The organism is Bradyrhizobium sp. HKCCYLS2038, from assembly GCF_051167655.1.
GTDB lineage: Bacteria > Pseudomonadota > Alphaproteobacteria > Rhizobiales > Xanthobacteraceae > Bradyrhizobium.
In genome coordinates this window covers 156,004-180,580 of sequence record NZ_JBNPTM010000001.1, presented here as the reverse complement: position 1 = coordinate 180,580, position 24,577 = coordinate 156,004, and the positions used below count along the sequence as shown (strand labels likewise).

General features: G+C 67.0%; 18 protein-coding genes and 1 pseudogene. 11 read left to right on the top strand and 8 right to left on the bottom strand.

The window, feature by feature from the left end; all coding sequences use genetic code 11:
* Nucleotides 1–11: 11 nt before the first annotated feature.
* Nucleotides 12–1,010, bottom strand: coding sequence for a cobaltochelatase subunit CobS (gene cobS, locus ACQR1I_RS00815; protein ID WP_172114496.1), 999 nt, complete (start codon nt 1,008–1,010; stop codon nt 12–14).
* A 297-nt stretch (nt 1,011–1,307) separates the two neighbouring features.
* On the opposite strand from cobS, the gene ACQR1I_RS00810 reads away from it, so the two are divergent.
* On the top strand, nt 1,308–1,964 hold the full coding sequence (locus ACQR1I_RS00810) for a DedA family protein (protein WP_434865298.1): 657 nt from the start codon (nt 1,308–1,310) through the stop codon (nt 1,962–1,964).
* A gap of 4 nt (nt 1,965–1,968) precedes the next feature.
* Here ACQR1I_RS00810 and ACQR1I_RS00805 read toward each other — a convergent pair whose 3' ends face one another.
* Entirely contained in the window at nt 1,969–3,192 is a 1,224-nt protein-coding gene (locus ACQR1I_RS00805; protein ID WP_434865297.1) for a citrate/2-methylcitrate synthase, read from the bottom strand.
* A gap of 82 nt (nt 3,193–3,274) precedes the next feature.
* Here ACQR1I_RS00805 and ACQR1I_RS00800 point away from each other — a divergent pair, with 82 nt between their 5' ends.
* Nucleotides 3,275–4,363, top strand: coding sequence for a citrate synthase/methylcitrate synthase (locus ACQR1I_RS00800; protein ID WP_434865296.1), 1,089 nt, complete (start codon nt 3,275–3,277; stop codon nt 4,361–4,363).
* A gap of 49 nt (nt 4,364–4,412) precedes the next feature.
* On the opposite strand, the gene ACQR1I_RS00795 is transcribed toward ACQR1I_RS00800, so the two are convergent.
* Nucleotides 4,413–5,057, bottom strand: coding sequence for a J domain-containing protein (locus tag ACQR1I_RS00795; RefSeq protein WP_434865295.1), 645 nt, complete (start codon nt 5,055–5,057; stop codon nt 4,413–4,415).
* 110 nt (nt 5,058–5,167) lie between these two features.
* On the opposite strand from ACQR1I_RS00795, the gene ACQR1I_RS00790 reads away from it, so the two are divergent.
* Nucleotides 5,168–5,437, top strand: coding sequence for a BolA family protein (locus ACQR1I_RS00790; RefSeq protein ID WP_434865294.1), 270 nt, complete (start codon nt 5,168–5,170; stop codon nt 5,435–5,437).
* 22 nt (nt 5,438–5,459) lie between these two features.
* On the opposite strand, the gene ACQR1I_RS00785 is transcribed toward ACQR1I_RS00790, so the two are convergent.
* From ACQR1I_RS00785 to ACQR1I_RS00775, 3 genes are all read right to left on the bottom strand, one after another.
* Complete coding sequence (locus ACQR1I_RS00785; protein ID WP_434865293.1) at nt 5,460–6,764, bottom strand: HlyC/CorC family transporter; 1,305 nt, start codon at nt 6,762–6,764, stop codon at nt 5,460–5,462.
* A gap of 75 nt (nt 6,765–6,839) precedes the next feature.
* Nucleotides 6,840–7,988, bottom strand: coding sequence for a 3-dehydroquinate synthase (gene aroB / locus ACQR1I_RS00780; RefSeq protein ID WP_434865292.1), 1,149 nt, complete (start codon nt 7,986–7,988; stop codon nt 6,840–6,842).
* The gene (locus tag ACQR1I_RS00775; RefSeq protein ID WP_434865291.1) at nt 7,985–8,650 is read right to left on the bottom strand and encodes a shikimate kinase; all 666 of its coding nucleotides are present in this window, start codon (nt 8,648–8,650) and stop codon (nt 7,985–7,987) included. The genes aroB and ACQR1I_RS00775 overlap by 4 nt, the downstream gene beginning before the upstream one ends.
* A 338-nt stretch (nt 8,651–8,988) precedes the next feature.
* Between ACQR1I_RS00775 and ACQR1I_RS00770 the strand changes: the two genes are divergently transcribed.
* The 5 genes from ACQR1I_RS00770 (at nt 8,989) to ACQR1I_RS00750 (ending at nt 15,577) form a co-directional block, all read left to right on the top strand.
* Nucleotides 8,989–9,135 (top strand): hypothetical protein, encoded by a 147-nt coding sequence (locus ACQR1I_RS00770; protein ID WP_006613638.1) that lies wholly within the window; start codon nt 8,989–8,991, stop codon nt 9,133–9,135.
* A 171-nt stretch (nt 9,136–9,306) separates the two neighbouring features.
* The gene (gene xerD, locus ACQR1I_RS00765; protein ID WP_434865290.1) at nt 9,307–10,260 is read left to right on the top strand and encodes a site-specific tyrosine recombinase XerD; all 954 of its coding nucleotides are present in this window, start codon (nt 9,307–9,309) and stop codon (nt 10,258–10,260) included.
* A gap of 216 nt (nt 10,261–10,476) precedes the next feature.
* Nucleotides 10,477–11,439: an acetyl-CoA carboxylase carboxyltransferase subunit alpha gene (locus ACQR1I_RS00760; protein ID WP_434865289.1), complete on the top strand. Its 963-nt coding sequence runs from the start codon at nt 10,477–10,479 to the stop codon at nt 11,437–11,439.
* A gap of 306 nt (nt 11,440–11,745) precedes the next feature.
* Entirely contained in the window at nt 11,746–13,212 is a 1,467-nt protein-coding gene (locus tag ACQR1I_RS00755) for a L,D-transpeptidase family protein (protein WP_434865288.1), read from the top strand.
* Nucleotides 13,213–14,248: 1,036 nt separating this feature from the next.
* Nucleotides 14,249–15,577, top strand: coding sequence for a hypothetical protein (locus ACQR1I_RS00750; protein WP_434865287.1), 1,329 nt, complete (start codon nt 14,249–14,251; stop codon nt 15,575–15,577).
* Between the two features lie 76 nt (nt 15,578–15,653).
* Here the strand turns inward: ACQR1I_RS00750 and ACQR1I_RS00745 are convergent, their stop codons facing one another.
* Entirely contained in the window at nt 15,654–16,538 is an 885-nt protein-coding gene (locus tag ACQR1I_RS00745; protein WP_434865286.1) for a hypothetical protein, read from the bottom strand.
* A 727-nt stretch (nt 16,539–17,265) separates the two neighbouring features.
* On the opposite strand from ACQR1I_RS00745, the pseudogene ACQR1I_RS00740 reads away from it, so the two are divergent.
* Nucleotides 17,266–19,328: pseudogene (locus tag ACQR1I_RS00740) on the top strand (putative bifunctional diguanylate cyclase/phosphodiesterase).
* A gap of 286 nt (nt 19,329–19,614) precedes the next feature.
* Nucleotides 19,615–21,531 (top strand): acyl-CoA synthetase, encoded by a 1,917-nt coding sequence (locus ACQR1I_RS00735; protein WP_434865285.1) that lies wholly within the window; start codon nt 19,615–19,617, stop codon nt 21,529–21,531.
* A gap of 471 nt (nt 21,532–22,002) precedes the next feature.
* Here ACQR1I_RS00735 and ACQR1I_RS00730 read toward each other — a convergent pair whose 3' ends face one another.
* Nucleotides 22,003–22,935 carry a glycerophosphodiester phosphodiesterase gene (locus tag ACQR1I_RS00730; protein WP_434865284.1) on the bottom strand — a complete coding sequence of 311 codons (933 nt, stop codon included), beginning with the start codon at nt 22,933–22,935 and terminating at the stop codon, nt 22,003–22,005.
* 269 nt (nt 22,936–23,204) lie between these two features.
* On the opposite strand from ACQR1I_RS00730, the gene ACQR1I_RS00725 reads away from it, so the two are divergent.
* A complete protein-coding gene (locus tag ACQR1I_RS00725; RefSeq protein WP_434865283.1) occupies nt 23,205–24,503 on the top strand; it encodes a flavin-dependent oxidoreductase in 1,299 nt (432 codons plus the stop codon).
* Nucleotides 24,504–24,577: the final 74 nt, after the last annotated feature.

Sequence of the window (24,577 nt, the reverse complement as noted above, 5' to 3'; positions counted from 1 at the left end):
CTCTGCCGTTATCAGCTCAGCGCGACGTTGATCGCCGATTCCGGCAGCTCCGCATTGAAGCAGCGCTGATAGAACTCCGCGACCAGCGGACGCTCGAGCTCGTCGCACTTGTTGAGGAACGTCACGCGGAAGGCGAAGCCGATGTCGCCGAAGATCTCGGAGTTTTCCGCCCAGGTGATCACCGTGCGCGGGCTCATGACCGTCGACAGATCGCCATTGGCAAACGCGTTGCGCGTGAGGTCGGCGAGCCGCACCATCTTGTTGACGGTGTCGCGGCCCTGCGCGTTCTGATAGTGCTTGGCCTTCGCCAGCACGATCTCGACCTCCTCGTCATGCGCCAGATAGTTCAGCGTCGTGACGATCGACCAGCGGTCCATCTGGCCCTGGTTGATCTGCTGCGTGCCGTGATAGAGGCCCGAGGTGTCGCCAAGGCCGATGGTGTTGGCGGTCGCGAACAGGCGGAACGCCGGGTGCGGCTTGATCACCTTGTTCTGGTCGAGCAGCGTCAGCCTTCCCGACACTTCGAGCACGCGCTGGATCACGAACATCACGTCGGGGCGTCCCGCGTCGTACTCGTCGAACACCAGCGCCACGTTGTGCTGCAGCGCCCAGGGCAGGATGCCGTCGCGGAATTCCGTGACCTGCTTGCCGTCCTTGACCACGATCGCGTCCTTGCCGACGAGGTCGATACGGCTGATGTGGCTGTCCAGATTGACGCGCACGCAGGGCCAGTTGAGGCGGGCGGCGACCTGCTCGATATGGGTCGACTTGCCAGTGCCGTGGTAGCCGGTCACCATCACGCGCCGGTTCTTGGCGAAGCCGGCCAGGATCGCGAGCGTGGTCGCGCGGTCGAAGCGATAGTCGGCATCGACTTCCGGGACGTGCGGGTCGGTTGCGGAAAAGGCCGGCACCTCAAGGTCGCTGTCGATCCCGAACACCTGCCGCACCGACACCTTCATGTCGGGCACACCGGTCATCTCCTGCGCGTTGGTCGTAGCGGCGGTCGTCATTCATCCTCCGAGGTCCCGGGCATTCCCGAAACCAGATTTCATGATTGGCTGCGGTTGAAGGGCTTCATAGCCAGCCTAGCAGAGAGCACGCGCGGGCAGAAGCCTAAGCCTTGATCAAAGTTCCGTCGTTATATCATCGAGATAGGCATGGGACGACGTTTTTGAAAGGCAGCCCTGCGAATCGTGTCACCTTTTCGCCCGAACCACGCTTGCAGCGTTCTGACGTGGCACTCCGGGGCGGGGTTCCTACTTATCGAAGAGTTCGTCGCTCTCCCACTCCCCACCGGCAGGACACGCTTGGCCCATCTGCTCGACCCCCTCATCGCCTTCGTCTCAGCGCATGCGGGACTGGCCTATCTCACCCTGTTTCTGGCCGCGCTGCTGGAGGCGGTGCCGATCCTGGGCTCGGTGGTCCCCGGCACGACCATCATCCTGGCGCTGAGCGCGCTGATTCCCGGCGGCGAGCTGACGCTGCAATGGGTGCTGGCCTCGGCCATTCTGGGCGCGGTGCTCGGGGATGGCGGCGCATTCTGGATCGGGCATCGCCAGCAGCGTGAGATCCTGACCGCATGGCCGTTCTCCAACTATCCCAAGCTCGTCGCGCAGAGCGAGGCCTTCTTCCACCGCTTCGGCACGCTCGCGATCTTCTTCGCCCGGTTCGTGGCGCCGATTCGCGCCGTGGTGCCGATCACGGCCGGCGCGCTCGATATTCCTCCGACCCGGTTCTATGCGGTCAACATCCCGGCCATCCTGCTGTGGGCCTGCGCCCACGTGCTGCCGGGCGTGTTCGCGGTCCAGCTGCTGCACCGCTATGGCGGCATCCCGCACCACAGCCACATCGCCAAGTCGACCTGGATCCTGGCCGCGGTCGCGGGCACGATCGTGGTCTGGCTGGTGCTGCGGCTGCTGCGGAGGCGGCGCGAAACCCAGCTCGCCGCTGGTGGGGCGAATTAGGTCATCAGAGCGAATGCACCGTGGCGCTGCGGCCGGGCGCGGGCCCGGTGTAGCGCGCGCGCGGCCGGATCAGCCGGCCGAACTGCAGCTGCTCGCAGGCATGCGCGATCCAGCCGACGCACCGGGCCATCGCGAACAGCGCCAGCTCGCTGCCCGATGGCAGCCGCAGGCTGTGCACCAGCACGGCGAGCGCATAGTCGATGTTGACGAATTCGCCGGTCGCTTCCGCGATCCGCTCGGGCACTTCGCGGGTGAATTTGCGCGGCGCGCCGGCGCGCGTCAGCGCATCCAGCAGCGACATCGCCCGTGGGTCGCCACGTTTATAAACGCCATGCCCGAAGCCGGCGAAGCGCTCGCCGAGCGCCACGCGCTCACGGATCAGCGGCGCGACGTCGCGATCGATCAGGGTCTTCACCAATTGCGAGGCCAGCACGCCGGCGCCGCCGTGCTGGGGTCCTTTCAACGCCGCCAGGCCCGCAATCACGGCGTCGTAGAGACTCAGTCCCGTCGAGGCTGCGCAGCGAACCGTGAAGGTCGACGCGTTGAGTTCGTGGTCGGCCAGCAGCACCAGGGTGCGGCGGATCAGGTCGGACGCATGCTTGTGCTCGGGAGCCCAGGCCTTGGCGACCTGGATGTGCAGAGGCTCCGCCGAAGGCGCTACATTGAGCATGGTCGCGACGACGAGGCGCACGATGCGGGCGCCGACCAGCGCGCGGCCGTCGGGAGCGCGATTGAACGCCGCAGGATCGGCATGGGCCGCCAATGCGAGCACAGCGATCGCCCGATCGATGGGGGCGGCTCGGCGCGCGGCCTCCGCGATGAGGCGCATGTCGTCCGAGACCTGCGGCAGATTGTCGGGTGCGAACGGGTCGATGGCGGTGACATCCCACAGCAGGGTCGCCGCATGCTCCAGTGAATCCCGCTCCGCCAGTTCGACGCAATTCACACCGCGATAGATCGGACCGGCTTCCGTGATCGTCGCCACCGCCGAATCGAACACCGGAAGGTCCGCGTCGAAGCTGCGGAAGGCGCGCGGCTCTGTGGCCGGTACACGCCGCTCCTTCAGCGCGCGGATATCCTCGGCACGATAGCGATTGCTCCGGGAGTTCGGCGACGGCTCCGAGCGGACGAGGCCGCGGCTGACATAGGCGTAGAGCGTCGCCGGGGAGATCGCGAGCTCCGCGGACGCCTCTGTTGCGGATAGGTAAAGGCCGCTGTCTTTTTTCATATTGATCAGCTTAATCAAGATTGATCAAGTTGTCCACGAGGCCGATCTTGCACGCGTGACCATTCACGCAGGAGATCCCGCCATGACGATCCAGCTTTCGAAGTCTCCCATCGGTCTCGATGGCGTCCCGGCCGCCGAGACCGTGCTCAGCCATGTCGACGGCCAGCAGGGCGAGCTCATCATCACAGGCCACCGGGTGGCGGATCTCGCCGCCGCCAGCGGCTTCGAGGGAGTGACCGCTCGCCTGTGGAGTGCGGCGACGAAGCGCAGCGTCAGCGAGGCCAACGTCCGCGCCAGCCTCGGCCGGGCCCGCCAGCGCGCTTTCGCGCGGTTGCCGGAGCTGCTCGCCGCGACCGCCGGATTGTCGATCATCGACGGCTACCGCGCCGCCGTCGCGGCGCTTCGGCCCGAGGCCAGTCTCGACGACGAAGCCACCATCGTCGGCGCCGGCCCGGTCATCGCCGGCGCCCTGGTGCAGCGCGTCCGGGGCGCACAGCCGATCGCGCCCGATCCCGACCTCAGCCACGCCGCGGATACCCTGCGCATGGTCCGCGGCGACACGCCGACCGATGGCGAGGTGGCCGCCCTCGACACCTATCTCGTGACCGTCAGCGACCACGGCATGAACGCCTCCACCTTCACCGCCCGCGTGGTCGCCTCGACCCAGGCCGACCTGTTCGCCGCGACCACCGCCGGCTACTGCGCGCTGACCGGCCCGTTGCACGGCGGCGCGCCGGAGCCGGTGCTGGAGATGCTGAACGCGATCGGGACCCGCGAGAACATCGCCCCTTGGGTGGATGGGGCGCTCGGCCGCGGCGAGCGGCTGATGGGGTTCGGGCATCGGATCTACCGGGTGCGCGATCCCCGGGCCGACGTGCTCAAGAGCGCGATCGAGCGGCTGGCGGGGAGCGGGGCGGATCTGCCGTTTGCCAGCGAGGTGGAGGCTTATATCCGCCAGGCGCTGCGGCAGAAGAATCCGGAGCGGGTGCTCGACACCAATGTCGAGTTCTTCACGGCTATCCTGCTCGATGCGCTCAGGATTCCGCGCCAGGCGTTCACGCCGATCTTCGCGGTGGCGCGGGCCGCCGGCTGGACCGCGCATGCGCGGGAGCAGCAGCGGACGGGGCGACTGATCCGGCCGAGTTCGGCCTATATCGGGCCGAAGCCCTGAGTGGTGCGCCGAACGGACGGTCGCTGCGCGGCAGCCTCGCTGCCGCGCGTCAGCCCTTCACCACCGTCTTCAGGTAGTTGTAGGCCTTGATGATCTCGATCAGGCGGTCCTCGGTGGAGCGGTCGCCGCCATTGGCATCGGGATGGTGCTGCTTCACCAGCGCCTTGTACTTGGCCTTGACGTCTTCCAGCGTGACGTCGGGGCCGAGCCCCATCACCTGCAGCGCCTTTTTCTCGGCGTTGAACACCTTGCGCGTCTCGGCCTTCGGTGCGGACTGCGCACCCGGGCGCCAGCCGGCGCGGCCGTTGATCTCGGCGAACACGCTGAACGGATCCGAGGCATCGCCGAGATCAGACTCGGCATTGCCGGTGCCGCGCTTGCCCGCGGTATTGGCGCCCATCTTCCAGGTCGGGCGATGTCCGGTCAGCGCATCCTTCTGATAACGCGCGACGGCATCGGCATTCATGCCGGAAAAGAAGTTATAGGACTGATTGTATTCGCGCACGTGATCGAGACAGAAGTGCCAATACTCGCGCTGGTTCTCGCGTCCCTTGGGCGCGCGGTGCGAGCCCTTGTTCTTGCAGTCCGGCCACTGGCACGGCTGAGCCTCCTCGCGCACCACCGGCTGCCGCGCAGCCGTCTTCTTGGGCTTGATGCGGATGGAGTCGAAGAATTTGTTTGAATCGATCGGCATGGCGGACTTTGACTACGCAACGCGCAAAGCTTCAAGTCTTGACATTGCGAATACCTCAGGCGGAGCCCGCCGATTGACGAAAAATAATTTGATGCGTATTTCCGGAGACCATGCGAACCCAAGATGCTATCATCAAAAAGTTACGCGAAGCTTTCTCTCCGGAAAGCCTCGATGTGCAGGACGAATCACATCTTCATGCGGGCCACATGGGACACCGTCCCAGCGGTGAGACCCATTTCCGCGTGTATATTGTGTCGCAGGCCTTCGCCGGCAAGAGCCGCGTCGATCGGCATCGCCTGATCAACGCCGCATTATCGTCGGAACTTGCCGGCTCGGTGCACGCGCTGGCGCTGCATGCGAAGGCGCCGGGCGAAGCCTGACTCCCAATCAGAACCCTCCCAATTAGAACGCCGTGCCGGCACGGCGCGGTCGCGTCTCCTCGGTCTCGCCGCGCGGCACCGGCACGATGCGCAGCGCGGTGATGCGATTGCGCTCGCGGCGCAGCACGCGGAAGCGGAAGCCGTGAAACGTGAAGCTCTGGCCGCGGTCAGGGATCGAGCGCGCCTCGTGAATCACGAGACCTGCCACCGTCGTCGCCTCTTCATCCGGCAGCGTCCAGTCCATCGCGCGATTGAGGTCGCGGATCGGCACCGAACCATCGACGACGACGGATCCATCCGGCTGCACACGCACGCCGGCGACCTGCACGTCCTGCTCATCGGAAATGTCACCGACGATCTCCTCGAGAATGTCCTCGAGCGTGACGATGCCTTCGACCTCGCCATACTCGTCGACGACGAGCGCAAAATGCGTCTTGCGGCGGCGGAACGCCTTCAGCTGTTCCGACACCGAGCGCATCTCCGGAACGAACCAGGGCGGCAGCGCCAGCGACGCGACGTCGATGTGCGACACATCGCCCTCGGCCGCGCGGATCGCGCGTAACAAATCCTTCGCATGCAGCACGCCGATGATGTTTTCGGGCGTGCCGCGCCACAGCGGGATGCGGGTGTACTCGGTGGCCAGGACTTCGCGCACCAGCTCCTCCTGCGGCAGGTCGGCATTCACCATCACCATCTCGGTGCGGTGAACCATGACGTCCGACACCTGCAGCTCGCGCAGGTCGAGCAGGCCGCCGAGCATGTCGCGATCCTGCTTCTCGACCTTGCCTTCATGATGCAGCAGATCGACCGCGCCGCGCAGGCGTTCGGTCGGCGACAGCATCGGCTGGTTGGCGCCGACCTTGAAGCCGATCAGCCGCATCAGGACGCGCACGATGGCCTCGATCACGGCCAGCACCGGACCGAGCACGAACACCGTCGCGCGCATCGGCCGCGCCACCGCGAGCGACACGCGGTCCGGCGCGTTGATGGCGATCGTCTTCGGCAGCACCTCGGCGAAGATCACGACCAGCGCGGTCATGACGCCGGTCGCATAGAGCACGCCGACCTCGCCGAACCAGGCCGTGAAGATGCCGGTCGCCAGCGCCGAGGCGCCGATATTGGCGATGTTGTTGCCGAGCAGCAGCGCGCCGATCAGGCGTTCGCGCATGTCGAACAGGCTCGACACCACGTCGGCATCACGGTTGCCCTGTTTCGACAGCCGCAGCATCGAGGCGCGGGAGGCGCCGGTCAGCGCCGTCTCGCTCAGCGCGAAAAAAGCGGAGCCCGCGAGGAGGAGAATGACGATCGAGAGTGTGATCCAGTCCATGACGCCGATGTCGCTCTCAATGGAGGCCGCCGATGATCCGCTGGCAGTGCTCAACACGCGTAAAGCCCGGCAGGATCAGTGACGGCTCTTCAGCTTGACCTGCAGGAAGTCGCGCACGCGTGATGGATCGACGTCCTTGGCGATGACGGCCCGGCCGATCGCCTCCATCAGGATGAAGGTCAGCTTGCCGCGCTTCACCTTCTTGTCCTGCGCCATCAGGGCCAAAAGCCGGTCGGCGTCGCCGATCCCCTCCTGGGCGAAGCCAGCGATGTCCTGCAGATGGGTCGGCAAGCCGGCCGCGGCAAGATGACGCTCGATCCTGACGACATCGTCGGGCGGCAGCATGCCGAGCTCGGCCGAGAACTGCGCCGCCAAGACCATGCCGACCGACACGCCCTCGCCGTGGAACAGCCGGTCGGAGAAGCCGGTGATGGCCTCCAGCGCATGGCCGAAGGTGTGGCCGAGATTGAGCAGCGCGCGGTCGCCGGTCTCGCGTTCGTCGCGGGCGACGATCGCGGCCTTGGCGCGGCAGGAGGTCGCCACCGCATGCTCGCGCGCCGCGCCGCCCTTGACGATGTCGGCGTGGTTGGCCTCGAGCCAGGCAAAGAAGCTGGCATCGCCGAGCAGGCCGTATTTGGCGACTTCGGCATAGCCGGCGCGGAACTGGCGCGGCGACAAGGTGTCGAGCACCGCGGTGTCGGCGATCACCAGCACCGGCTGGTGGAAGGCGCCAAGCAGGTTCTTGCCCTGCGGCGAGTTGATCCCCGTTTTGCCGCCGACGGAGGAATCGACCTGCGCCAGCAGCGAGGTAGGCACCTGCACGAAATCGACGCCGCGGCGCAGGATCGCCGCGGCAAAGCCGGCGAGGTCCCCGACCACGCCGCCGCCGAGCGCGATGACGAGATCGTTGCGCTCGATCTTCGCCGCGATCAGCGCCTCGCTGACCTTTTCCAGCCCGGCGTAAGTCTTCGAGCCCTCGCCCTCCTCGACGACGATCGTCGACGACGGAATGCCCGCCTCCGCCAGGATCGCCTCGGTCGGCTTCAGCCAGTGCGCGGCCACGGTGCGGTCCGTGACGATGGCGGTGCGCACCCCCGGCCGTAGCGCCGCGATGCGCTGGCCGAGCGTGGCCAGCACGCCGCGGCCGATGACGATGTCATAGGCGCGATCGCCCAGCTCGACGTCGACGGTGATCGGATCGGAATGCTTCAGGGGTGCCGTCATCGGAGCGCGCTCATGGCCTGCGGAGGGTCGGGTTGAATCGGATCGGGCTGCGGCCCGACCGGCTGCCCATTGGCCTCGGGCGGAGAGAGGAATGTCCGCAGCGCCTCCAGGCAATCCTCGGCCACCCGGTCATGCGGCACGTCGCGCGAGCAGATCGTGATGTCGGCGGTCTGGTAGACCGGCTCGCGCTCGGTCAGCAGCCGGGCCACCGTACCTTCTGGATCGGCGGTCTGCAGCAGCGGGCGGTCGGCCCGCCGCCTGACCCGGCGCATGATGACGTCGGCATCGGCCTTCAGCCACAGCGACACCGCCTTGTCGTGGATGCGGTGGCGGGTCTCCTCGCGCATGAAGGCACCGCCGCCGGTCGCCAGCACCGCCGGCCCGGTTTCCAGCAGGCGGGCGATCACCCGCGCCTCGCCGTTGCGAAAATAGTCCTCGCCGCGCGATTCGAAGATCTCCGGTATGCTCATGCCGGCCGCGGTCTCTATCTCGGTGTCTGCATCGACGAACGGCAGCCGCAGCCGCGTCGCCAGCCGACGCCCCACGGTTGACTTGCCGGCCCCCATCATGCCGACCAGCACGATCAGCCGCTTGCCGAGGCCCGCGAGGATCGCGGCCTCCGCAGCGGCGGGGCTGGGTGCTGGTTGGGTCGTGTCGGTCATCTCCCCGCTTCTAACCCAGGCCCTGCTGCTTTCAAAGGCATCCTGTTCCGCCGTACGCCCCCGGCCCTCGCCACGGACGTCATTCCGGGGCGCGCGTAGCGCGAGCCCGGAATCCATACCCACAGGCAGATGTCGTGGAGCGAGATACCCACCACCAGCCTGCCCCACACGGCATCCTGTGGGTATGGATTCCGGGCTCGTCGCGCTGCGCGCGCCGCCCCGGAATGACGGAGCAAGACAACTGGACATCGGACGGGAAGCCGGCAGCGCCGGACTTGCCAGCCGTGTCCGAACATGTTGGATGAAACGGTTCCTCTCCGGTGGCCTGCGCGAGCCCAATGCCCAGCCTGTTCCGCTTCCTGACCGTGATCGCCGTGATCGTCGGCGTGGTCTATGGCGCGATCTACGCGCTCGCGAATTTCGTCACGCCCAAATCGCGCGAGATGACGGTGTCGATCCCGCCCGACAAGTTCCAGAAGAAGTGAACCAGGACGGCGCGGCGAACACAAAAGCCACAGGGCATTGATTAAGATTTTTGCGCTTCTCTGAGGCCGCCCGGCGCCGCGATATCGGCCAGATTTGCGGTCACCGCTCAACGTGCCGGCGCGAACGCCTCGTAGTGATTCGATCGCCTCGGACGCAGCGGATTTCACGACATGAACGTCAAGGCCTCCGACGCCAGGCTGATGGGCCTTTTCCTCGACATGATGGCTGCCGAGCAGGGCGCCGGCCAGAACACCCTGGACGCCTATCGCCGCGACCTCACCGATCTCTCCGAGTTTCTGACGCGCAAGGGCGGCACCTTCATTGCCGCCAACACCCAGGCGCTGCGCGACTATCTGGCCGACCTCGACGACAGAGGCTTCAAATCGTCCAGCGTCGCCCGCCGTCTTTCGGCGATGCGGCACCTTTTTCGTTTCCTGCTGAGCGAGCGCATCCGCAGCGACGATCCGGCCGCGATCCTCTCCGGCCCGAAGCGCGGCCGTTCCCTGCCGAAGGTGCTGTCGATCGGCGACGTCGACCGCATGCTGACGAAAGCCAAGGAGCTGTCGGAAGCCGACGTGTCGCCGTCGCAACGGCTTCGGGCGCTGCGGCTGTATTGCCTGCTCGAGGTGCTCTACGCCACGGGACTGCGCGTCTCCGAGCTGGTGGCGCTGCCGCGCACGGCGGCGCGCAACGATGCCCGGATGATCGTGGTGCGCGGCAAGGGCAACAAGGAGCGGCTGGTGCCGCTCAACCAGGCCTCGCGCCAGGCGATGGCCGACTATCTCGCTGTTCTCGACAAGCAGAAGCCGGAGAAGAAGGCCAGCGCCACCTTTGGTAAATGGCTGTTTCCGTCGTTCGGCGAGAGCGGCCACCTCACCCGCCAGCACTTCGCCCGCGACCTCAAGGAGCTCGCAGTGGCCAGCGGCCTGCCGGCCCGGCTGGTGTCGCCGCACGTGCTGCGGCACGCCTTCGCCAGCCACCTGCTGCACAATGGCGCCGACCTGCGCATCGTGCAGACCCTGCTCGGCCACACCGACATCTCGACCACCCAGATCTACACCCATGTGGTCGAGGAGCGGCTGAAGAGCCTGGTGCGCGACCTGCACCCGCTCGCCGAGACCTGAGCCCGCCCGACACCTTCCCGCAACCAATTCCGCCGGCGCGGCGCGGCGCCCGCTTGACTTCGCGCCCGTCTGCCCTGAAAGAGCGCCATCCTGCCCGCGAACCCGGCGTGATGCCTGGAGGCCGGGCACCGATCGACCTTCAAGCTCCTGAAGTCGCTCACCTTCAGGTCCGAAGGCCGAACCGACTTCGTTCAGCGGTCTTCCTTCAGCTCCTCCATGCCGGATCCCATGCGCAGCTACCTCGATTTCGAAAAGCCCGTTGCCGAGCTCGATTCCAAGGTCGATGAACTCCGGGCGATGGCCGCCTCCGGCACCGATATCGGCGAGGAGGTCGGCCGCATCGAGGAGAAGGCCGGCCAGGCGCTGGCCGAGCTCTATGCCAATCTGACGCCGTGGCAGAAGACCATGGTCGCGCGCCATCCGCAGCGACCGCACTTCACCGACTTCGTCAGCGCCCTGATCACCGAGTTCACGCCGCTGGCCGGCGACCGCAAGTTCGGCGAGGACGCCGCTTTGCTCGGCGGCTTCGGCCGCTTCCGCCGCGAGCCGATCTGCGTGATGGGCCAGGAAAAGGGCGCCACCACCGAATCCCGCCTCAAGCACAATTTCGGCATGGCCCGCCCGGAAGGCTACCGCAAGGCGGTCCGGCTGATGGAGATGGCTGAGCGGTTCGGCATCCCGGTGCTGTCGCTGGTCGATTCCGCCGGCGCCTATCCCGGGATCGGCGCCGAGGAGCGCGGCCAGGCCGAGGCCATCGCGCGCTCGACCGACGCCTGCCTGGCGCTGGGCGTGCCGAACGTCGCGATCATCACCGGCGAGGGCATGTCGGGCGGCGCCATCGCGCTGACCACCGCCAACCGGGTGCTGATGCTTGAGCACGCGATCTACAGCGTGATCTCGCCGGAAGCCGCCTCCTCGATCCTGTGGCGCGACGGCACCAAGGCGCAGGAAGCCGCCAACAGCATGAAGATCACCGCCCAGGACATGCTGCGCTTCGGGGTGGTCGACACCATCCTGAAGGAGCCGGTCGGCGGTGCCCACCGCGACCCTGCCGCGATGATCGCAGCCACGGGTGACGCGATCGCCCAGGCCTTCGACGAGCTCAAGGGTCTCGACGCCGACGCCATCCGCAAGCAGCGCCGGCAGAAGTTCATCGAGATCGGCCGCAAGCTGAGCTGAGCCCGGAGAGGCCCCTGCCCGGCCGCCCGTGCTCGCGTTTTTGTGAGTCTTTCCAGCCGTTTGGCCGCATTTCGGCCCTGCCGGCGGGGTCAGTTGTTTAGAAGTTGTTGACCACGAGAGCCACCGCGCCGCGGCACCGCCGTAGCCCGGGTTGCGGCTCCCAGGGCCAAAGGGTACAATTTTAATCATTGGTTTGACGTGGGCATGGCGCGCCGTCGGCCTGGGATCCGTACCAGCTTTCCCGGGGCGATCGATCGAGACGAGAGTGGGGTGTCGCGACATGCTGGGTTTGCGGGGAGCTTCGCTTTGATCAACCGCGCTTTCGTCCGGGTTCTGATGACCTCTGCGGCGTTGGCCGCCGGCGCGCTGCTGACCGGTTGCAACAGCGACCAGGTCGCGCTCGCCACCAGCGCCAAGGCCAATCAGCCTGTTCCGCCCAAACTCGTGGCGACGATCGCCGAGAAGGACATGGACACGCAGTCGCCGATCCTGGTGCGCGTGTTCAAGCAGGAGGCCGAGCTCGAGGTCTGGAAGCAGGACCGCTCCGGCCGGTTCGGGCTGCTCAAGACCTATCCGATCTGCCGCTGGTCCGGCGATCTCGGCCCGAAGGTTCGCGAGGGCGACCGCCAGGCACCCGAGGGATTCTACTCGATCAATCCGAGCCAGATGAATCCGCAGTCGGCCTATTATCTGTCGTTCAACACCGGCTATCCCAACGCCTTCGACAAGGCGCTGGGACGCACCGGCTCGCAGCTGATGGTGCACGGCGACTGCTCGTCCCGCGGCTGCTTTGCGATGACCGACGAGCAGATCGCCGAGATCTATGCGCTCGGACGCGAGTCGTTCTTCGGCGGCCAGCGCGCATTCCAGTTCCAGGCCTATCCGTTCCGGATGACACCGGCGAACATGGCGAGGCACCGCAACAATCCGAACATGCCGTTCTGGCGCATGATCAAGGAAGGCTATGATGCCTTCGAGGTCACCCGTCAGGAGCCGAAGGTCGACTTCTGCGAGAAGAAATACGTCTTCAATGCCCAGAAGCCGCCGGGCGCCACGCGCGATCCGGTGTTCGACGCCGCCGCGAAATGTCCGGCCTATGTCGTGCCCGATGAGATCACGACGGCGGTGCGCGAGAAGCAGCAGGCGGACGAAGCCGAATACGCCAAGCTGGTCTCCAAGGGGACGCCGGTCGCCAAGCTCAATACCGGCATCGACGGCGGCATGAACCCGGTGTTCGCCAATCGCGTGCCGGGCGCCTCGACCGGCCTGTCCGACGCCGGCGAAGCGCCGGGCCTGTCGCTCGCCAATTTCACGCCGATTCCGGGCACGATTCCGGGTCACGTCAACCCGCCGCGCGCGCCTGAGGCCGACGAGGTCGCGGCCGCGCCGGCCGCCAGCGCGGCGCCCGCCCCGGTGGCCGCACCGACCACGCGCGTGGCCGCCGTGAGCGCGCCCGAGAAGCCGGGCTTCATGTCGAGCCTTGCCCGCAAGATGGGTCTCGGTGGCAATGCGTCGGCCGAGACCACGGCGACGACGAAGCCGGCCGAGAGCAAGACCGCGGAAGCCAAGCCGGCGCCGAAGCCGGTCGCCGCCAAGCCCGCTGAGACCAAGCCGGCCGAAACCAAGCAGGCCGCCGCCCGGCCGCCGTTCAAGCCCGCCGCCAGCGAGGCACCGGCCTCGGCGCCCGCGCAGACCCAGACCGCCCTGGTCTCCGGCGCCGCCCCGGTGCTGCAGTCGAACTCGTTCGACAGCAGGTTTGCCGGGTTCAAGTAGGACGACGAGCCAGACATCGCGCGGATCGCTGTCTGGCGGCTGATCGTTCGGCCTGCGTCGTCACGACGAACCACGCAGCGTCCATGAGTCCGCAACCGCCTCAAACCAACCAGTGTCATCCCGGCGAACGCCGGGATCCATAACCACCGGCGGAAATCGTTGCGCGAGGAGGATGCTCCAGCATGAGTCATACAGGGGCCGCGGAGTATGGATCCCGGGTCGGCGCCCTGCGACGCTGCGCGTCGCCGGTCTTGCCCGGGATGACGCCGGAGTTTGTTGGCACGGCTGGGCATTCTCGCGCCCGCTTTCGCGTCCGAGTGTTGCTCGTCTGATCACCCTCTCCAAAGCGAGGGTGCAGGGAAGGCCGGGCCTCGACTGAGGCCCGTGGCCCGCCTGCGGAAAAAATGCAGGCGGCAGAACCACAGGTCCAGCCGGAACGACCCGGCCCTCCCTGCGCGATGGTTTGAACGGCTGCTTCGCGATCTCCCCGGTGCGCCGGGCTTGTTGGCCACCGTCATCCGCGCGAGCGCTTGAGGCGCATCGGCACGGACTTGACCTCAGCTTCGGGAGGCCAGGACCACGCGACTTGACCGTACGGACCGGTGTAGTTCGTCGGCGCGATTGCTCACGCTGCAACCCGGCCCGCCCACCACATCCCGCACTCCACGCTTCGTGACGACCGCGTAGCGCCCCTCGTCGATGAGGCAGGACGAGCGAGAGAAGACCACGCTCTTCTGAAAAAGAGAAGCGATATATTTTTTCGCTACGGACTGGACAGCCCAAATCAGCTTGAACGCGCAAACGAAATCAGTCTCTCGGCGCAGGCCGTTTGAGTGGCGCCCGGCCCGCTGACATACGCGCAAACAACAACGACACGGGCGCCCGAGTCGCCCGACGGGCAAGGCCAACCGGCATCATGCGAAGCTCGTTCGCGCAACATTTTCCTGCGTGACGTCGCGCACGGAGCGCGCGGCCGGGATCTGCGACAACAGCGCCGTCACCCGAGGCGAGGTGACGCAACCGAGAGGAGCAAATCATGGGCTTTTGGGATGATGTCACCGATGCCGTCAGTTCGGTCGTGGATGACGTGAAGGACGTGGCCAGCGATGTGGCGGGTGCGGTCGGCGGCGCGGCTTCGGCCGTGGTCAACACCGTGGAGCATGTGGCCGGCGACGCGGCGCATGCGGTCGGCAGCGTGGTGCACGGAATCGGCGCGCTGGGTGGCGAGGCCTTTCACGCCGTGGGTGGCGTGCTCGGCGCGCTCGAGCACGGTGCCGAGGCGGTCGGCAGCGGCGTGCTCCACACCGTCGAGGACGTGGCGTCGACCGTCGTGCATGTCGGCAGTGACGTCCTTCATACCGGCGTCAACGTGGTCGGCGACGTGGCCTCGGGCCTCGGCCATCTCGTGCATGGCGACATCGACGGCGTGGTCAATGACGTGAAGAATATCGGCGGCGACATCGTCGATGGCGGGCTGCACGTCGCCGGTGACGTGGCGCATGGTGCGCTCGATGTCGCAGGGGACGCGGTGCATACCGCGGTCGGTCTCGGCGAAGCCGGACTGGAAGCGGCCGGCGCGCTCGGTCACGGCGCGCTCGACATGGCCGGCACCATCGTCGGCACCGCGGCCGATGTCGGGGCCGATGCGCTCGACGCCGCGGGCGCCGTGGTGAAGGGCGGCTTCGACGCCGGCGTGGCGGTTGCTGACGGCGCCATCGGCGTGGTCACCGACACGGTGTCCGCGGCGGGCGACCTGATCGGCGGCAACGTCGGTGCCGCGGTGTCCGGCCTGGCGCACGGCGTCGAATCGGTCGGCACCGGTGTGGTCGACGGCGTCGGCCACTTCCTCGGCGAAGGCATCAGCGGCCTGGCGCAGACCGCCGGAGACATGACCGGCAGCATCGGCCACCAGCTCGAATCGATCGGGCACGATCTCGGCTCGCTGGTCAGCGATCTCAGCCACGGCAATCTCGGCGCTGCGATCGGTGACATCTTCAAGCTGGCGCAGGACGGCCTGCGCAGCGACGGCAGCATCCAGATCGCCCATGCCGGGGCGGATGGCGGCAGCCATGGCGGGTTCTGGGACTCGATTGCCTCGGCGGTCCACCAGGCCGGCGAGAACGTCCAGGGCGCCGAGTCCGGCTCGGGGTTCGGCTTCGGCGGCGGCCCGCTGCACGGCGAAGGCTCGTCGCACAACCCGATCATCGTCGACAATTTCGGCGATCACGGCCACCCCGGCAACACCGGCATCGTGCCGCCGAACTTCGACGTCGGCCATGCCGGTGGCGCGCACGACGCCCCGCATGTCGACTACAGCCACGTCGTCCAGATGGACGACGGACATCACTTCGCGATGCACGGCTGATGTCAGCAGACACGAAGCAACCCGCGGTGCATGTCACCGCGGGTTGTTTGTCGCCTTGATCCCTGCCGTGAACGGCTCAGCGCATCTGCACCGGCTGCACAATCGCCGCAGGCGCCGCTGCGGCGCGATCACGCGGCAGCTGATCGTTCATCGCCGACAGCGCGCACAGCGCCAGCGAGCCCCAGACCGCAGCGCTGAAATACAGCGACATCCAGGCGATCTCTTCCTTCCAGTGCTCGAACTCGTGGGTGACGGTCCACTGCGTGGCGGAATCGCGCAAGCCCACCAGCGGATGCAGCAGCGGCGTGCCGGCCGCGCGCTCGATGCGCCAGCGCTTCACATACATCGGCACGTCGACGACGACGAGGAACGCGAGATAGCAGGCGATGCCGACGAGGCCCGTGATCAGCAGACCACGCACCAGCCCGTCGAACTCCGGCAAGAGACGCCCGAGGCCAATGCCGACGAGCAGGAAGGCAACCGCCCACAGCGAGTTCTCGATCGCGTTGTAGAGGAAGTTCTTCGTGACGACCGCGTACCAGGAGCAGATCTCGGCGACGACGATGATCGGCACGATGAGACGCGCCATGTTGACCGCGGTCTCGGCATCGGCGATCGCGCCGAGCTGCGCCAGGATGATGGCCCATTGCGCGGCGAACGCGATCTCCGCGATGGTCGCGACGCTGCGGCCGACGAAGATGCTCGACAGCCAGCTGTCGACCAGGCAGATGCGCTGCACGTCGGCGCGCGGCAGCACCGAGCGGAAAGCGCAGCCGAACACATAGGCCGCCGACAGTGCGAGCATCGCACTGGTGTCGGAGGACTGACTCGCTGCGGCGCTCCCGCCGTTGAGCTGGCGATACAGGATGAGCCAGAACACGATGTTGGCGAGGCTGACCAGGGTCAGCATCGCCCACCACAGGGCGACCGGGTTCGACAAGGCTCGCTGCTGCGCACGCATCCGGCACTCCAAAATTCATGTGACTGTCATCCGATCGTATGAATTTCGTCATCCAGCGGCAACCCGTTGCGGGCCCGGGGAACGCAAATACGCGTGTGGTGGTGGGTTACGGCGGAGCAAGGGGATTATCGCTGACCGTTCACGGGCCTCATGGTTCTCACGGCGATGCGAGAGCATCGCCGGAACGCGCCGCGGATTCCCACATGCCGCATAGCCATCTAACGGGCGAGGCGCTCCTCACCATGAGGGTTGAGCGCCGAAATCGGCCCTGCACACAGGCCATGAGGTCGCTGTCGGCTATCGACAGCGACCTCATGGAGAGGATCGAGCGCCGGGGCGGGCGCTGCACACGGGACCATCAATACGCCAAGCTGCTGCTACTCCTCACGCTGAGGAGCGCTCCACTTTGCGCGCGTCTCAAAGGGCGAGGTTCGGCCGTTGGCCTCATGGTTCTGAAGGCCATGCGAGAGCATCGCACTGAGCCGGCGCAGTTCCAGCTTGGCGCAGACTGACAAAACGTGTTGATGATTTCGTCATGATGTCCAGGGTTCCATCCGGAACTCGCAAGCAGGCGCCGCGTGCCTTAAGCATCGGCTTTCCAACCTCGTGCATGGATCGATGCGGGCAGCATTCCTGTCCGCATTGACGCTTTGCTAACTGCGATTCACGCGCGGCAAAACGCAGCGCGCCGCGAACCGTAGCTGGCCCGCGTGAGGGTTCTTTGCCGATGTTGACGATCCTGTCCTGCCTCCCCGCCGATCACGATCTCCGCTACGTCGCCGCCGCGCTGCTGGTCTGCGTGCTCGGCTCCATTCTGTCGATGCGCCTGCTGGCGCGCGTCCGCCGCAACACCGGGCTGCGCCGGTTTCATCTGCTGTTTCTCGCAGGCCTCGTCGCCGGCGGCACGGTGTGGACGACGCATTTCGCGGCGATCCTCGGCTATGACTCGCCCGGCAACCGCTCGTTCGAAGCCGGCCTCACCTTCGCCTCGCTCGGCCTGGCGATCGTGTTTTCCTGGCTCGGCTTCTTCATCACCACCCGCACCCAGCGCGGCCCGCTGATCGAGATCGGCGGCGCCGTGTTCGGCTTCGGCATCGCCGCAATGCACTACACCGGCATGAGCGCGCTCAATCTCGACGGCATCCGGACGTGGCACGCGCCGGCGATCTGGCTCTCGCTCATGCTGGCGATGGGCTTCGGCGCGGTCGCCGCCAACCGGATCGCGCGGCCAGTGACGCGGTTCTGCAAATATGGCAGCTCGCCGCGATGGTCCTCGCGATCCTCAGCCTGCATTTTACCGGCATGGCGGCGTTGACCTTGATGCCGATGGCCGGAGTGTCCGCGCCGGCGCAAGCGCTGTCCGACAGCGTGATGCTCATCAGCATCGTCACCGGCATCGGCCTGATCATGGCGATGGCGGCGTCGGCCTACATGATCGACATGCAGGCCACGCAGGAGGCGGTCGAAGGCTATCGGCAGCTGGCGCTGCAGGATCCGCTCACGGGCCTCGCCAACCGCAACGGTCTCGGCCAGCGGCTCGCGCCGCTGCTGACCGAGGGCGACGAGACCGCACATCTGGTCGTGCTGGCGATCGACCTCGACCGCTTCAAGGACATCAACGACGCGCACGGCCACGCCGCCGGCGATGCGGTGCTGACGACGATCGCGCAGCGGATCGCGTCGACGCTGCAGCCGGGCGAGTTCCTGGCCCGGATCGGCGGCGACGAGTTCGTCGCGGTGAAGAGCGAGATCTTCGCCCGCGCCGAGGCGGCGAAGTTCGCCGAGCGGGTCCGCGCGCTGGTGCTCAGCCCCGTCGACTGGGAGCAACGCAGCCTGTCGGTCGGCTGCAGCATCGGCATCGCGCTGCATCCCGAGCACGGCCTGACCTCCGACGAACTGCTCGCCCGCGCCGATCTCGCGATGTATCGCGCCAAGAGCCTCGGCCAGGGCAAGATCTGCACCTACGAGCCGTCGATGGACGAGGCCAGCCGGCGCCGCGCCGAGCTTGCCATCGACCTCAAGCGCGCGCTGGTGCGCAACGAGTTCGAGCTGCACTACCAGGTCCAGAACGACACGCAGAGCGGCGAGATCATCGGCTTCGAGGCGCTGCTGCGCTGGAATCACCCGGTCAAGGGCCGCGTGCCGCCGAACGATTTCATCCCGATGGCCGAACAGACGGGACTGATCGTCGACATCGGCGACTGGGTACTGCGCACCGCCTGCGCGACCGCGGCGAGCTGGAGCCAGCCGTTCAAAGTGGCCGTCAACGTCGCGCCGATGCAGCTCAACCACGATCTACCGAGGCGCGTCGCCGAGGTGCTGCGCGAGACCGGGCTGGCGCCGGCGCGGCTGGAGATCGAGCTGACCGAGACCGGCATCATCGCCGACCGCCAGCATGCGCTGCAGGTGATGCAGGCGCTGAAGGCGATCGGCGTCACGGTTGCGATGGACGATTTCGGCACCGGCTATTCGTCGCTCTCGACCTTGCAGGTATTCCCGTTCGACAAGATCAAGGTCGACAAGAGCTTCATCCAATCGGTCGAGACCAGCGTGCACGCCGCCGCCATCGTCAAGGCGACGCTGCTGCTCGGGCGCAGCCTGAACATTCCCGTGCTGGCCGAGGGCGTCGAGACCGAGCAGCACCTCGCCTTCCTGCGCGACGAAGGCTGCAGCAGCGTGCAGGGCTTCCTGTTCGGCAAGCCGATGCCGCGCGACGCCATCAGCCGGATGATCCAGGAGGTCGGAGCGTCACACGAGACCACACCGCAGAGCGCCAGCGCCGCCGCGTAAGCTCTCCGAGCGACGCGGGCATTGTGGAGCGCGCAACAGAAGGCTCTGGATTGCGTCGATTCGCTCGCAATGACGGACGCCGCGAAGTTTCGCGCCGCATCAAGGAAAAGGAGGTCTCCATTCTCCTGCGGCAAATGGGATCGTCGACCCGGCAACGCCGGGATGGACGCAAGACAATTCCTCCCTCATCTTGTTCCCTGACGATCGCGGCGAACGGGCCACAGAGCCCGCGCGCGATGGCGGCCGCATTCGGCCGGACGAGGACACGACACAGGGAGGACAGGCCATGGGAAATCCTATGGGCATTCATCTGCTCGATCGCGCCATCGGCAGCGATTATCCGACATTCGCCAGCACGGCGGACATCCGCGCCTTCGAGCAGATGCCGTACAGCGAACGGATCGCGGCGCAGAGCACCTATGAGGCGCTCAAATGCGGGGCATCGGCCAATCCCGACGCCCCGGCGATCCAGTTTCTGCAGAATGCCGATCCCGCCGATACGCCGGTCGTGATCTCCTATCGCGACTTCGTCGCCCGGGTGACGCAGGCCGCCAACATGTTTCATGCGCTCGGCGTCGGCCCCGATGACGTCGTCAGCTTCATGCTGCCGCTTGTGCCCGACGCCTTCGTGACCTTGTTCGGCGCGGAGGCCGCGGGCATCGCCAACCCGGTCAACCCGCTGCTCGAGCCGCACCAGATCGCCGAGATCCTCGATGCCGCCAAGACCAAGGTGCTGGTGGCGCTCGGCCCCCTGCCCGGCACCGACATCTGGCAGAAGGTCGAAAAGGTGCGCGGCAGCCTCAAGCACCTCAAGGCGATCGTGCAGGTGCATGGCGGCGGCGACCCGGCCAACGGCATCCATGCCTTCAACGATCTGATCAAGCCGCAACCGGCGGATCACCTCGTCAGCGGCCGGCAGATCAAGGCCAGCGACACCGCGGCGTATTTCCACACTGGCGGCACCACCGGCACGCCGAAGTTGGTGCGGCACAGCCATGGCAACCAGGTCTACCAGGCCTGGGGCATCAACCTTGTTCTGAAGGCCAAGCCCGGCGGCACGCTGCTGTTCGGCATGCCGCTGTTTCACGTCGGGGGATCGCTGACCCAGGCGCTGCAGACGCTGTCGGCCGGCGGCTCGCTGGTGGTGCTGTCCGGCGCCGGCTGGCGCAATCCGAATGCGGTGCGCAACATCTGGGGCCTGGTCGAGCGCTTCAAGCCGGAGACGCTGTCGAGCGTGCCGACGGTGCTGGCGGCGACGCTCGGCGTGCCGCAAGGCCAAGCCGACATCTCCAGCCTGCGTTACGCCGCCGGCGGCGGCTCGGCAATTCCGGTCGCCGTGGGACAGGCGATCATGGACAAGCTGAAGCTGCCGGTGATCGAGGTCTACGGCATGACCGAGACGGCCAGCGTGCACACCATGGCCTATCCGGACCAGCCGATCCGGCTCGGCTCGGTCGGCCTGCCCTTGCCCTACGCCAAGGTGCGCATCGTCAAGCTCGATGCCGACGGGCGCTACGAGCGCGACTGCGCTGTCGACGAGATCGGCGTCGTCATCATGGCCGGGCCCGGCGTGTTCTCCGGCTATCTCGACGACGCCCACAACAAGGGCGCCTTCGTCGAGGGACACTGGGTCAACTCCGGCGATCTCGGCCGGCTCGATGCCGACGGCTTCCTGTGGATCACCGGCCGCGCCAAGGACCTCGTGATCCGCGGCGGCCACAACATCGACCCGGCGCCGATCGAGGACATCCTGTTCCAACATCCGGCGGTCGGCTTCGCCGCCGTGGTCGGCCAACCCGACGCCTATGCCGGCGAGCTGCCGATCGGCTACGTCCAGCTCAAGCCGGGCGCCTCCGTGCAGCCGGGCGAGCTGGAGGACTGGGTGCGCGCGCGCACCCCGGAGCGCGCCGCGGTGCCGGTGCAGATCATCCCGATCGATCCGATGCCGGTGACCGGCGTCGGCAAGGTGTTCAAGCCGCAGCTGCGCTGGGACGCCGCCGCGCGCGTGTTCACAAAGGTGCTGTCGCAGCTGACCGATCGCGGCATCGATTGCAGTGTGAAAGTCGGCGCCCATGGCAGCCACGGCAGCCTCGCCACGGTGACCCTGCGCAACGTGCCGGCCGAGCAACGCAAGGCGATCGAGCACGAGGTGCACACCTTGCTGGCGCCGTTCGTGATCCGGCATGAGGTGGTGATGGGGTGAGAGCTGCGCGCGACTGCAGTTTCCCGATGTGCGATCGATTCGCCGCTCGCTCGGTGCACCTCGCCCTGACTGGGGCCGGACGATCGCACATTGGCATACGAGGCTGCCGCGATAGCCGATCCTCTTCGTTAGTCACTCCGTCATGCCCGGGCTTGTCCCGGGCATCCACGTCGTTCTCAGCGTGCCGAACGACGTGGATGGCCGGGACAAGCCCGGCCATGACGATGTGGAGGCAGGCAAGCACAAAACCTCGATCGTCGATGCAATAACTCACCGCCAGCGCTCCGGCCGACGGGTACAGGTCTCACCACGAACACTTCCCGTGCGGCGCCCCTCACCCCAACCCTCTCCCCGTAAGAACGGGGCGAGGGAGCGGACCGGCGATGCCGCGCCGGCTCGGGATGTCAAAACGGGATCAAAAGCGATGGCCGGCCATCTTGAACCCGAGAGATACAAGCTCCACGGGTGGCCTCACTTCGAACCCGCGGGCCCAATCGGCTGGACGATGCCCTTCTCTACCGCAACCTTGCGCAACAGGTCCGGCCGGTCGGAGATGATGCCGTCGACGCCGCCATCGATCAGCCGCGTTATGTCCTCCGGCTTGTTGACGGTCCACACCACGACGCTCAGCCCGAGCGCGTGCGCTTCGCGGATCAGCTCCGGCGTGACGTCGGCGAAATAGGGCGACCACACTTTGCCGCCGGCGGCGTGGATGGTGCGCGGCAGCGAGCCGCCGTGATCGGCGGGGTTGAAGCCTGCCGTCCAGCGCGTCGCCTCGGTCAGCGACACCGTCGGCGCCTTGCCACGTTGCAGCGACAGATAGACGGTTGGAATCTGAGGCGCGCGCTGCTGCACCAGCTGCAAGGTGCGCCAGTCGAACGATTGAATCATCACGCGGCCGGCAAAATGCTCGGCCTCGATCAGGCCGAGCAGCAATGTGACGAACCGCTCCGGATCCGGTGCCTCCCCGGGATGATCCGGATCGAGCTTGGTCTCGATGTTGAGCTTCACATGCTCGTTGCCAAACAGGCGCACGAGATCGATGACTTCCTTCAGGGTCGGGATCCGCGGCGGGACGTCGCCGGACAGCACCTTCTGATCGGGAAACTGCTTGGCGTAGTCGCTGCCGGGCCGGATCTGGCCGACATCGTAGGACTGCACCTCGGCCAGCGACAGCTCCAGCAGCGGGCGGCCGGGCGGCGCGACGTAGTTGCCGGACGCGTCGCGGGCGAGATCGGGATTGAGCCGCCGCTCGTGCGAGACCACCAGCACGCCGTCACGCGTGACCCCGGTGTCGAGCTCCAGCGTGTCGACTCCCATGGCCAAGGCCGCGGTGAAGGCCTGCAGCGTGTTCTCCGGGAACAGCCCGCGGCCGCCCCGGTGGGCTTCGATGTCAAAAGCCATGGCCGGGCTCCCGAGGCAGGAGAGGAGCAGGGAAAGACAGAGGATGAGAGATCGGTGCCGCATCGGGCCAGCCTATCATACCCGCGGGCCAAGCCCATTCCCCTTGTCTCCGCCGGGCTTCTGAACTAGGCCTTTTTCATCAGCCCAGCGGACAACGCTGGCCGTGGATCGAGGGGGAGCGATCCGCACGCGCTGCACGCGCCGTGTCGCCATCCCTTTGGTCCATTGTTCGAGTTCTGTTTCGAGTTCACGTGTAGCGGACCATGCCCATGACCGACCTTCCTGTCCTCATCGCCGGCGGCGGCATTGGCGGCCTCGCGACGGCGCTGACCCTGCAGCAGATCGGCGTGCCCTGCATCGTCTATGAGAGCGTGCGCGAGATGCGGCCGCTCGGGGTCGGCATCAATTTGCAGCCGAACGCCGTGCGCGAGCTCTACGACCTCGGCATCGGCGCCGACGACCTGGACCAGGTCGGCGTGCCGGCGAAGGAGTGGGCGTTGGTCGGCCTGAACGGCAACGACATCTATTCCGAGACGCGCGGGCTGCTCGCCGGCTACAACTGGCCGCAATATGCCGTGCATCGCGGCAAGCTGCACATGCTGCTGCACAGCCGGCTGGTGCAGCGCGCGGGCGCCGCGACCGTGCGGCTCGCCAGCCGCGTCGCGGGCTATGCGAAGAACGCCGATGGCACGGTGACGGCGCGCATCGAGCATGCCGATGGCTCGCGCTCCGAGCAGCGCGGCCGGCTCCTGATCGGCGCCGACGGCATCCACTCGGCGGTGCGCGCGCAGATGCATCCGACGCAGCCGCCGATCCATTGGGGCGGCGCCGTGATGTGGCGCGGCGTGACCTGGGCCAAGCCGATGCGCACCGGATCGTCGTTCGTCGGCCTCGGCACCCATCGCCATCGCGTCGTGGTCTATCCGATCTCGCATCCCGATCCCCGGACGGGCCTCGCCCTGATCAACTGGATCGCGGAAGTGACGATGGACAACACCGAGGGCTGGAAACAGACCGGCTGGTTCCGCCAGGTGCCGGTCAGTGAGTTCGCGCATCATTTCGCCGGCTGGACCTATGACTGGCTCGACGTGCCCGCGCTGATCGCCGGCGCCGACGGCGCCTATGAGAACCCGATGATCGACCGCGATCCGGTCTCGACCTGGGTCGACGGCCCGGTCGCGCTGCTGGGCGACGCCGCGCATGCGATGTACCCGACCGGCTCGAACGGCGCGAGCCAGGCGATCGTCGACGCCCGCGTGCTCGGCACCATGCTGCTGGCCCACGGCGTGACGCCGGCCGCGCTCGCGGCCTACGACGAGAAGCTGTGCGGCCCGATCTCGCAAGTGATCCTGCGCAACCGCGGCGCCGGCCCGTTCGGCCTGCTCAACCTCGTCGACGAGCGCTGCGGCGGCAAGTTCACTAATATTGACGAGGTGGTGCCGCCGGCCGAGCGCGACGCGTTCATGGCCAACTACAAGAAGGCGGCCGGGTTTGCGATCGAGCAGCTGAATACGGCACCGCGCACGATCGCGGAAGGAGCGAAGGTCGAGAGCCTGGCGACGATCTGAGACCGACCGGGGGCGACGCGATCTGAACCGGTGCCTACGAGCCGTCACCGAAACAGCCGCCCAGCGGAGAGCAC

What these genes read in the sequence shown, in the direction of transcription:
- ACQR1I_RS00750 (WP_434865287.1), top strand. Translation starts at nt 14,249, where the DNA reads ATGGGCTTTTGGGATGATGTCACCGATGCCGTCAGTTCGGTCGTGGAT.
- cobS (WP_172114496.1), bottom strand. Translation starts at nt 1,010, where the DNA reads ATGACGACCGCCGCTACGACCAACGCGCAGGAGATGACCGGTGTGCCC.
- ACQR1I_RS00745 (WP_434865286.1), bottom strand. Translation starts at nt 16,538, where the DNA reads ATGCGTGCGCAGCAGCGAGCCTTGTCGAACCCGGTCGCCCTGTGGTGG.
- ACQR1I_RS00790 (WP_434865294.1), top strand. Translation starts at nt 5,168, where the DNA reads ATGCGAACCCAAGATGCTATCATCAAAAAGTTACGCGAAGCTTTCTCT.
- xerD (WP_434865290.1), top strand. Translation starts at nt 9,307, where the DNA reads ATGAACGTCAAGGCCTCCGACGCCAGGCTGATGGGCCTTTTCCTCGAC.
- ACQR1I_RS00730 (WP_434865284.1), bottom strand. Translation starts at nt 22,935, where the DNA reads ATGGCTTTTGACATCGAAGCCCACCGGGGCGGCCGCGGGCTGTTCCCG.
- aroB (WP_434865292.1), bottom strand. Translation starts at nt 7,988, where the DNA reads ATGACGGCACCCCTGAAGCATTCCGATCCGATCACCGTCGACGTCGAG.
- ACQR1I_RS00805 (WP_434865297.1), bottom strand. Translation starts at nt 3,192, where the DNA reads ATGAAAAAAGACAGCGGCCTTTACCTATCCGCAACAGAGGCGTCCGCG.
- ACQR1I_RS00800 (WP_434865296.1), top strand. Translation starts at nt 3,275, where the DNA reads ATGACGATCCAGCTTTCGAAGTCTCCCATCGGTCTCGATGGCGTCCCG.
- ACQR1I_RS00770 (WP_006613638.1), top strand. Translation starts at nt 8,989, where the DNA reads ATGCCCAGCCTGTTCCGCTTCCTGACCGTGATCGCCGTGATCGTCGGC.
- ACQR1I_RS00795 (WP_434865295.1), bottom strand. Translation starts at nt 5,057, where the DNA reads ATGCCGATCGATTCAAACAAATTCTTCGACTCCATCCGCATCAAGCCC.
- ACQR1I_RS00760 (WP_434865289.1), top strand. Translation starts at nt 10,477, where the DNA reads ATGCCGGATCCCATGCGCAGCTACCTCGATTTCGAAAAGCCCGTTGCC.
- ACQR1I_RS00735 (WP_434865285.1), top strand. Translation starts at nt 19,615, where the DNA reads ATGGGAAATCCTATGGGCATTCATCTGCTCGATCGCGCCATCGGCAGC.
- ACQR1I_RS00725 (WP_434865283.1), top strand. Translation starts at nt 23,205, where the DNA reads ATGACCGACCTTCCTGTCCTCATCGCCGGCGGCGGCATTGGCGGCCTC.
- ACQR1I_RS00785 (WP_434865293.1), bottom strand. Translation starts at nt 6,764, where the DNA reads ATGGACTGGATCACACTCTCGATCGTCATTCTCCTCCTCGCGGGCTCC.
- ACQR1I_RS00775 (WP_434865291.1), bottom strand. Translation starts at nt 8,650, where the DNA reads ATGACCGACACGACCCAACCAGCACCCAGCCCCGCCGCTGCGGAGGCC.